The 7,924-nt window shown below is 42.0% G+C and carries 5 protein-coding genes; all 5 read right to left on the bottom strand.

Annotation, left to right across the window (positions count from 1 at the left end; all coding sequences use genetic code 11):
• On the bottom strand, positions 1-818 hold an 818-nt coding region (locus F6J99_RS14870), incomplete at its 3' end, for an RNA-guided endonuclease TnpB family protein (protein WP_293113595.1).
• Between the two features lie 292 nt (positions 819-1,110).
• Positions 1,111-3,798 (bottom strand): formylglycine-generating enzyme family protein, encoded by a 2,688-nt coding sequence (locus F6J99_RS14865; RefSeq protein ID WP_293113594.1) that lies wholly within the window; start codon positions 3,796-3,798, stop codon positions 1,111-1,113.
• A 12-nt stretch (positions 3,799-3,810) separates the two neighbouring features.
• A complete protein-coding gene (locus F6J99_RS14860) occupies positions 3,811-4,908 on the bottom strand; it encodes a MoxR family ATPase (RefSeq protein WP_293113593.1) in 1,098 nt (365 codons plus the stop codon).
• Position 4,909: 1 nt separating this feature from the next.
• On the bottom strand, positions 4,910-6,844 hold the full coding sequence (locus F6J99_RS14855) for a caspase family protein (protein WP_293113592.1): 1,935 nt from the start codon (positions 6,842-6,844) through the stop codon (positions 4,910-4,912).
• A gap of 12 nt (positions 6,845-6,856) precedes the next feature.
• Positions 6,857-7,711: a hypothetical protein gene (locus F6J99_RS14850; RefSeq protein WP_293113591.1), complete on the bottom strand. Its 855-nt coding sequence runs from the start codon at positions 7,709-7,711 to the stop codon at positions 6,857-6,859.
• Positions 7,712-7,924: the final 213 nt, after the last annotated feature.

The following is a 7,924-nucleotide window of genomic DNA, read 5'->3' as shown; positions in this document are numbered from 1 at the left end:
TTTAGGTTTTCAACTACTACTACCTGGTTCTGATCTACAATCTTCCTGGATAGTTTATGTAAGTAGTCTTGGCGGACATTTCCAATACGTTCATATACCTTAGCTACAATCCGGCGAGCCTTTCTGCGCTTATTACTGCCTTTCTTTTTTCGGGCTGCAATACGTTGTTTCTTAGCTAATTTTTTCTCGGATCTAGCTATATGCTTAGGATTGCCAAATTTAGAGGTTTTTTCGCCATCGTAAGTAATAGCAAAATCTTTAATGCCCAAGTCAATCCCAATCACCTTTCCGTTTGTTGATGGCTTTGTTCCCTTGGACTCGTATTCCATCAAAACAGAAGCGTAATATCTCCCAGAAGGATCTCTGCTAACTGTTACCGTTTTAATTTCCCCGTCTAATGGCCGATGAATCACTGCTTTGACAATTCCCAATTTTCCAGGAAATTTAAGGCGATCACCAATTTGCTTGACGTTTTGAGGATACTGAATGGATTGGCGATGGTGGTATGACTTGAACTTAGGATATTTTGCTCTACCTTCAAAAAAGTTCTGATATGCACGGCTAAGATTGAGACTTACGGACTGTAATATCTGAGAGTAGCAATCTTTTAACCATTCAGTCTCTTCTTCTTTTTTGAGTTTTGGCAGCATGGAATTGAGAGCAGACTGAGTCAAGCCTTTCCCCGTTTCTTTGTAAGTTTCTATGCATTGATTTAGCGCATAATTCCACCACCAACGAGCACAACCAAAATGTTGAGCAAGGATTTGAGTTTGCTCAAGAGTTGGATAAATTCTTACTTTAACGGCTTTGTGCTTCACTGGATTCCATCCTTTTATCGACCTGGCTTACTAGTATATATACTTTTCAGTAAAGCGTCAAGGTGTAAAGTCAAGTTTCTAGTCCGCTATCGATCCCGCACCTACTTCGTGAGGTGCGGGAATTTCGCGGTTTTTTTGTTAAGACCATTTCGAGAGGAATGCGGTCTATGTATTCTCTGTAGCCTCGAAAGGTTTGTTTTGGGCGTTTTATGGTCAGTTTGGCCATAATTCTTCAAACTTCAAACTTCAAACTTCAAACTTCTGACTTCATAAAAACTTCTGACTTCAAACTTCAAACTTCTGACTTCATTCCCGATACGCACACTATACGAAAACCAACATTGAGGACGCGGAGGCCGCGCCTATTGATGCTGAGGCGAACCGCAGAACGGCAGTTATTAGGATTGTAGATCCAGGAGCCGCCCCGCAGAGGCGATTTTGGATTATTTTCGTCATTTTTGTCTGAATTTGACTTATTTTCAGTCTTGACATTTTCCGGTTCATTCTTATCAATCCAAGCACTGCCATCTGTGGGCGCACCTTCGTAGTTATCATGCCAATCATCTAAACACCATTCCCAAACATTCCCGTGCATATCATATAACCCAAAGGGATTCGGATAAAATTGACCCACAGGGGTGGTTTCCTTGCTTTCTTTTCCTGGTGGTTGATCCCGATAAGTTCTTGAGGCATCGTAATTGGCTAGTTTTCCGGTAATCGTCTCTCCAAAGTAGAATGGGGGATAGGATTCTCCACTGTCAAGTTTGAGAGGTTCTCTAACACCTCGACAGGCATATTCCCATTGCGCTTCAGAAGGCAGTCTATACTCCCTTCCCGTTAGCTGAGAAAGCCGGTGACAGAACTCTACTGCTTCATACCAGTTGATCCTTTCAACGGGGCGCTTCTCTCCTGTAAACCTTGAGGGGTGTGGATTTAAGTCTCTCTCGACTTTCAAGTCTGTCATTAATGCGATCGCTTTCCATTGGGCTTGAGTGACAGGATATTTCCCCATAAAGAAGGGTTGGATTGTGACATTATGTTGAGGTCTTTCATTATTCCTGAGACTTCTTAATTTTGACTTCTGACTTCTGACTTCATTTTCAGGGGAACCCATTGTAAAGGTTCCTCCAGGGATAGCTACCATTTCCAGTTCGACATTATCGGTTAGGGTTTCGGTGAAGTAAGAGGCAGTGTAGGTTGTTGTTTTAATGATTTCTCCCCGACGGTTAACAGTCGGGGTTTGAAATGTCCACTGTTGTAATTTCTCTTCATACTCGTCTAGCTCCTCTTCAACAACAATGGTGGGAACTTCTGCTTCAAATTCAAAAGGTTCTAAGTTGTCAGTGAGATCAACTGTTCCCTTACCAATCTCATCTTTCTCCCGTTTGCGTTTCGCTACTTTTTGACTTAGTTCTTGTGCTAAATTGGCGTATTCTCCTCCCCAAGTGGTGAGAACTGCTGCTTTGACTTCAGCAAAATAGAGGTCTGGATCTGCAGCAACATCTGGAACAGACCCGGCTGGGTTGGGAATCCGTGCTGGAAAATCCCGCAGACTACCATAACGGTGCTCTATGAAATCTCCAATTTCCCGCCAAATCTCAGTGGTGCGTTGAACTGGACTATTTCCTAGCAGTAACTCCCGAATTCCCGGACGAAATTCATACCAAGTTTCGGGAACAGTTGCCTGCTCTGGCCCCAAGGAAGACTTTTGGAGAAGACCACTAAAAAAAACTTCTGCCAGATGCCAGTGTTCGCTATCGGGTAAAAACCACTGTTGTGCCAAGCGCATCACTGGAGGAATCAGGGGAACAGCAGCCAGAACTTCAGCAAGTTTTCGGGCTTTGGGGCTAGCATTAGCCAAGAATCCTCTTAGTAACTGTTCGGGAGTTTCCGCCACTGATTTGGGATTAGTTGTGTCTGTTTCGGGCTGATGCTGTCTAATTAAAACCCCTTGAATAGAATTGCTGCCACTCCCGGTGGTAAAATTCGCCCAAGTGCTAAAGTGGTTAACGGATAAATTGAAAATTGGAAATTGATATAACCTAGCCGTTGTACGAAGCCTAGCTCCTACTTTTAACATGGAGTTAGCACACTCTGGCTGACTAGCAATCAATGGTCGTTGAATTGCCTGATGTAGACCTGTGCGCTGCCATAGGGTTTGAGGAAAAACATGGGCAATACTAACAGGATGCTGTTCTCCTAATTGTGCTAAAACTTCAAAGGCTTGACCGGAATACCAAGCTTTTCCCAAAGTATCCGTTAAGGCAATAAAGAGTCGATGTCCTCCTGGTGCGATCAGGCTACCAACACTCCGTTCAATCCGGTCAACACCTGAAAACAATTGGGGGGTAGGTTCTGTTGTATCGAAGTGCCAAATCCGTACATCCCGGAAAAATCCTTGCCAGCGAAAAAGCGTTGCCACTCCTTCCGCTAAATCTCCCCAAAATGCCATGGAAGGGGAGCAATCAATCAATAAATGTACCTCAAACCATCGCTCTAGGGGAGAACGAAATGCCAGCATTGGCAATCCATCAGCTTCGGCTGTTTGTTCAACGGTTGCCTCAATATCCAGTTCATTGGCTAGGAGTCCAGGAACACGTTTAGATAAGGGCAACAGTGCCTTACTGATTTCCCTAGGTTTGGGTAAGGGAAAGGGGTCAGGAACACGAATAGGAGAGCTGTAATTACTGGAGGATGATTCGGGTTTTTCAGGGGAAGTCTGGGCATGGTCAGGCTGTTTAAGATTAGCCGCAATGGGTATCTGTGGTTCTTCTTTTTCCTTGACTGAGGGAGGAATCTTTGGATAATCGTCTGAGGGATTTTCAGTGGATGATTCCGGATCAGAATGGTGTATATCCTCTGGTGCTTTGATGTCTTGAGACAATGGAGGAGCGACAAGACGATCTACGTGAGCCAAGCACCAGATCAGCTCTGCCACTTCTCTATCATCTTGCCACCATTGATTTGTTTCACTCACCATTTCCCCCTGACCTCACAGTGATTTGAAGATAGTATTCAATACATCTTTCCGTGTTTCTTCAGTCAAGTCATCTCCTTGTAATAATAAATAGATGGCATTCAACAATTGATCCGTTGCTAAAGTTGTGTCTCTTGCCTTAATCCGTGTCAAAAATTCCTTGATTAATTTCCGGGCTGGCTGATCCAGTTGCTTTAAATGGGTGGCATCAAAGCGATTTTCTAAAATTTTATAAAAACCCTCTTCTGTATCAGGTTGCTTAAGAGATAACCGTAAACATCGGCGTAGAAAGGCTGGTGGAAACTCCCGTGCTTCATTACTTGTCATCAAGACTAAAGGAAACTCTTGACATTGAATTAATCCTTTGTCAATCGAAATTTTTTCATCACTATCATTGCTTTGACTGCGGTAAGGAAGTACCTTTTGGGCGTTACGTTTTAAGCGACTCAGTTCTGGAATCTCAAAAAATCCTTCCTCAAATATATGTAAGAGATCATTGGGCATATCAATATCACTCTTATCAATTTCGTCAATTAACAGCACTGCCGGTCTACGGGGTTGAGATTGATGAAATGCCATACCCATTGGTCTTAATCTTAAATAGTTACCAATGTCAGGCTCTTTTATTCTCTCTGTATTACCAACTTGTTGCCTCAGTAAAGACACTTCTTGTAATCGCCCAATGGCATCGTAGGCATAGAGACCATCTTTCAAAGTAGTCCGAGAAACAATTGACCAGCGGTAAGGCCCCGGTAGTCCCAATTCAGCTGCTACTGCATAGGCTAAGGATGTTTTGCCGCTACCGGGATTTCCTTCAATCAGTAAAGGGCGACGTAAACACAATGCGGCATTGACCAATTCTACTGCTTGCTTGCTCGGAAAAAACCCCAATGCCTTTGGATTAATCTTTCTTTCGATGTCTTGGGTATTTTGTGATTTTGCTTTTTCACGCCATTGCTCAACTGACAGACCAAAGGTGCGCCAAGGCGGGGGCGGTGGAATACGACTCAGATGCTGTTGTTGGTCTTCTGGGGTTGGTAAACTTTCCGCACTGAGGGTTAAGCCCCGGTAGATGCGAGGATCCGGCTGGTCAGATGTTGGGTCTTTTGGCATTTTACTCCACCACGTCGGTATTCAAGGGTCTACAGCGTTGGGAAGGCTTCGGATATAAATCATCCCAGAAAAGGGTTACCTCCAAACCCTTTTTCTTTTTTCGTAAATCACGTATTTTATTAGGCCAATTTTGCCATTCTGAGAGGTTTACATGCTCTCCTTCAATCAGAGGTTGGTTCAGGTTCCGACTCCAAACCGCAATGGGTAAAGCCTCTTCAATTCTTTCTAGATCGGAATCTGATGGGTCTGTACCCATATAATAGATATCATCCCCTTCAAATTCCCCTGGGACACTGGGTTCAGTTACTGAATTATTTACATCATTCCATAACCCTTGCTTCTTGACTTCAATCTCATCACGAATCTCAAGAAAATCTTGATCAAAATATCGTTCAAAGGAGTTGATAAAAATTGGGTACTCTTCACCGAGCGGTGTTCGTTTTCTTCCTCGCTTAAATGTAATTTTATCCAATTGTGTTTTGAAATAGTCGAAGGGAAGAAAATACTCAATTGTTAAATTAACTCGTTCCGGTAAACTATAACGAGCATTCCGAATTAAGTTGGGTAAAATTTTTTCAAGATTAGTGTATAAACTCTCATTCTCTTGCTCAGAGTCACTCTGTTCACTTTCCCAAGGTTCTAACCGTATCTTTTCTGCAAACCGACCAAGTGGTAAATCCTGACTTTCAAGCCAAAGATTCATACTCAAAAGTAAGACACCAGACCCTTGTCCTGTACCATTATCATTATCAACCTCTGGTTCAATCTCAACTTGAAGTCGCAGATTTTCTTTTTTAATCAGTTCTTGAAATTTTAAATCAGCTTTTTTAACAGATTCTTGGATTGTAGAGAGGTTTGCATCTTCTCGATATCTTAGAACTTCCTGTTGCCAATTTTTAATAGTATTAGCAAGTCTCCTTAAGACTAGGTCATTCTGTTTAGAAAATCTTTGCCGACACCATTCTGCACAAGCAACTAGAGGGCATATTCCTCTTGAAACTGGTTTTTGTCCTAATTCAGTCAGTCTTTTTTTGATTTCTATACAATCCAGAATAAAATCGTCATCTAATACAAGCTTTTCAATATTTTTAGAACTTACAATAAAGGAGTTAAGCTGAAGTAAGCTATCTTCTGGGTGTTTCTTTAATTCAGCAAAAATTTGGCTAATGAGTTCATCTTGCTTTTCTTCCCATGTTTGTATAGTCTTAGGCAGAATCGGAAAGAACTTAGCAGATTTTTCAGAGCCAGAAGCTGAGTAGGAAGCACGTTGCTCTGAGGAAATAATCTGATTAATTTGGTCAATTAGATAGTCTAGAGGAATATATAAATTCTCGTAGTTTTTACTTAAATCGTTAAGAACTTGCTCCAAAGCGCTAGAAAATACATCTTCTTTCGCTGTATCTTTGGCACGACAAGCTGCAATCCCATGAACTGCGATACCTGCTCCTCCTACCGATTGATATTTCTGAACAACTTGTGTAGTAAACTTCGAGACATCACTTATTCCGACCCCAGAATAACAAGTATCAATAATATACAGGATTTGTTCAATTTTAACTTCTTCGTTGTTCAAAGGACGAACTAAATCTTCTGTTGGCAAGGATGTCTGAGGAATTTGATTGATAACCGTATCTTCCATCAAAAGATAATGTCTATCTCCTTGGCAATATTCCCCATGACCGGAATAGTAAAAGATTACGCGATCGCTCTCACATCGTTCTTCATGCTGAAGCCAGTCTGAAAATTGTTTGATTAACTCATCTTTCTTCGGATTTAAACGAAGATTATTCAAGGCTTCTTCATATCCAAATTTATGAGTGAATAAATCAACAACTCTCTGTAAGTCTGTCGGAACACTATCTAAGTTAGGTACATCTTGATCGTTGTAGTTGCTTGTTCCAGAAGCGATTAAATAATACCTGGGTTTTCCCGCCATATAACTCGTCTACTAATCCACAAAGCCCAACTTAATAGCTTCTCCTGTTTCAGATGCGGTGAAATAGTTACTAGCATTGTGAGCATCGGATCCATTATAAACAAGCTTATCTTCCACTAACCCGTCAAATAAAGGATTTAATTCTTTTTCTAAAGCAACAATGTCTCCCGCATCCGCAATGTTGATCCACCTTTTTACACTTCCCGGCCAAGACCCCAAATTAGAGACCGGTGAGGGTTCCAAGCGATCAAAAATCAGCCCTTTTATCCCCAATGGGGAACCTAGAGTCACAAAAACGTCCACTGACCATTCTGGGTGTTGGCATAGGGCTTCGTAACAGACAACTGAGCCCAGAGAGTGACCAACCAATACACGGGTATCGTCATCTATGGCTTTCACAATGCGATCGCGAATTTGCTGTCTTAACTCTGGATTATGTAAGTAACCCCCAACTTGCTTGAGAAAAGAAATCACGATTTTTTCAGCAACACCACCAAAAAACCTAGAACCAGTTAAGGCATTTAAAGCCTTTTGAACAAGTCTGGGTGTTGCCTTTTCTCTGGATAGATCGGCTGGGCCTTTAATATCATCTCCTACTTTTGCTGCTTCTTCCCACCATTCCAGGAGGAGTTCCTTCTCCCAATCCGAGTCAATATCACTGGCGTCATAGTTAGGTATTCCCATTGCTGATTTTGAGCGACCTCTGAACAAGTCTCCATAAAAGGCACAGCGGAATTCATTATCAGAATCTAATCTAGCTCCAACACGCTCCAAGCCATCCTTGAGGGCTGGTAGCCATTGATCATAAATTGTATTACTACCTTTAAATTCTTGATTAATCCCATGAACACCCACAATTTTAGCCATACCATTACCTCCCTATCTGTATAAGGATTGGTTCAAATACTATAATATAGCACTACCCATTAAGGTGTTTGACATTCGTAAACTCAGGAAACCTAGTCCTAGCTTACTTCTGACTTCTTACTTCTGACTTTTGACTTCTGACTTCTGACTTCTGACTTCTGCTATACATGATCATCTGCTATACATGATCAAGCGATGCAGCGCGGTCTTGGG

The organism is Moorena sp. SIO4G3, from assembly GCF_010692305.1.
GTDB lineage: Bacteria > Cyanobacteriota > Cyanobacteriia > Cyanobacteriales > Coleofasciculaceae > Moorena > Moorena producens_A.
The sequence above is the reverse complement of the archived record's forward strand: the minus strand, read 5'-3'. Positions and strand labels throughout refer to the sequence as shown.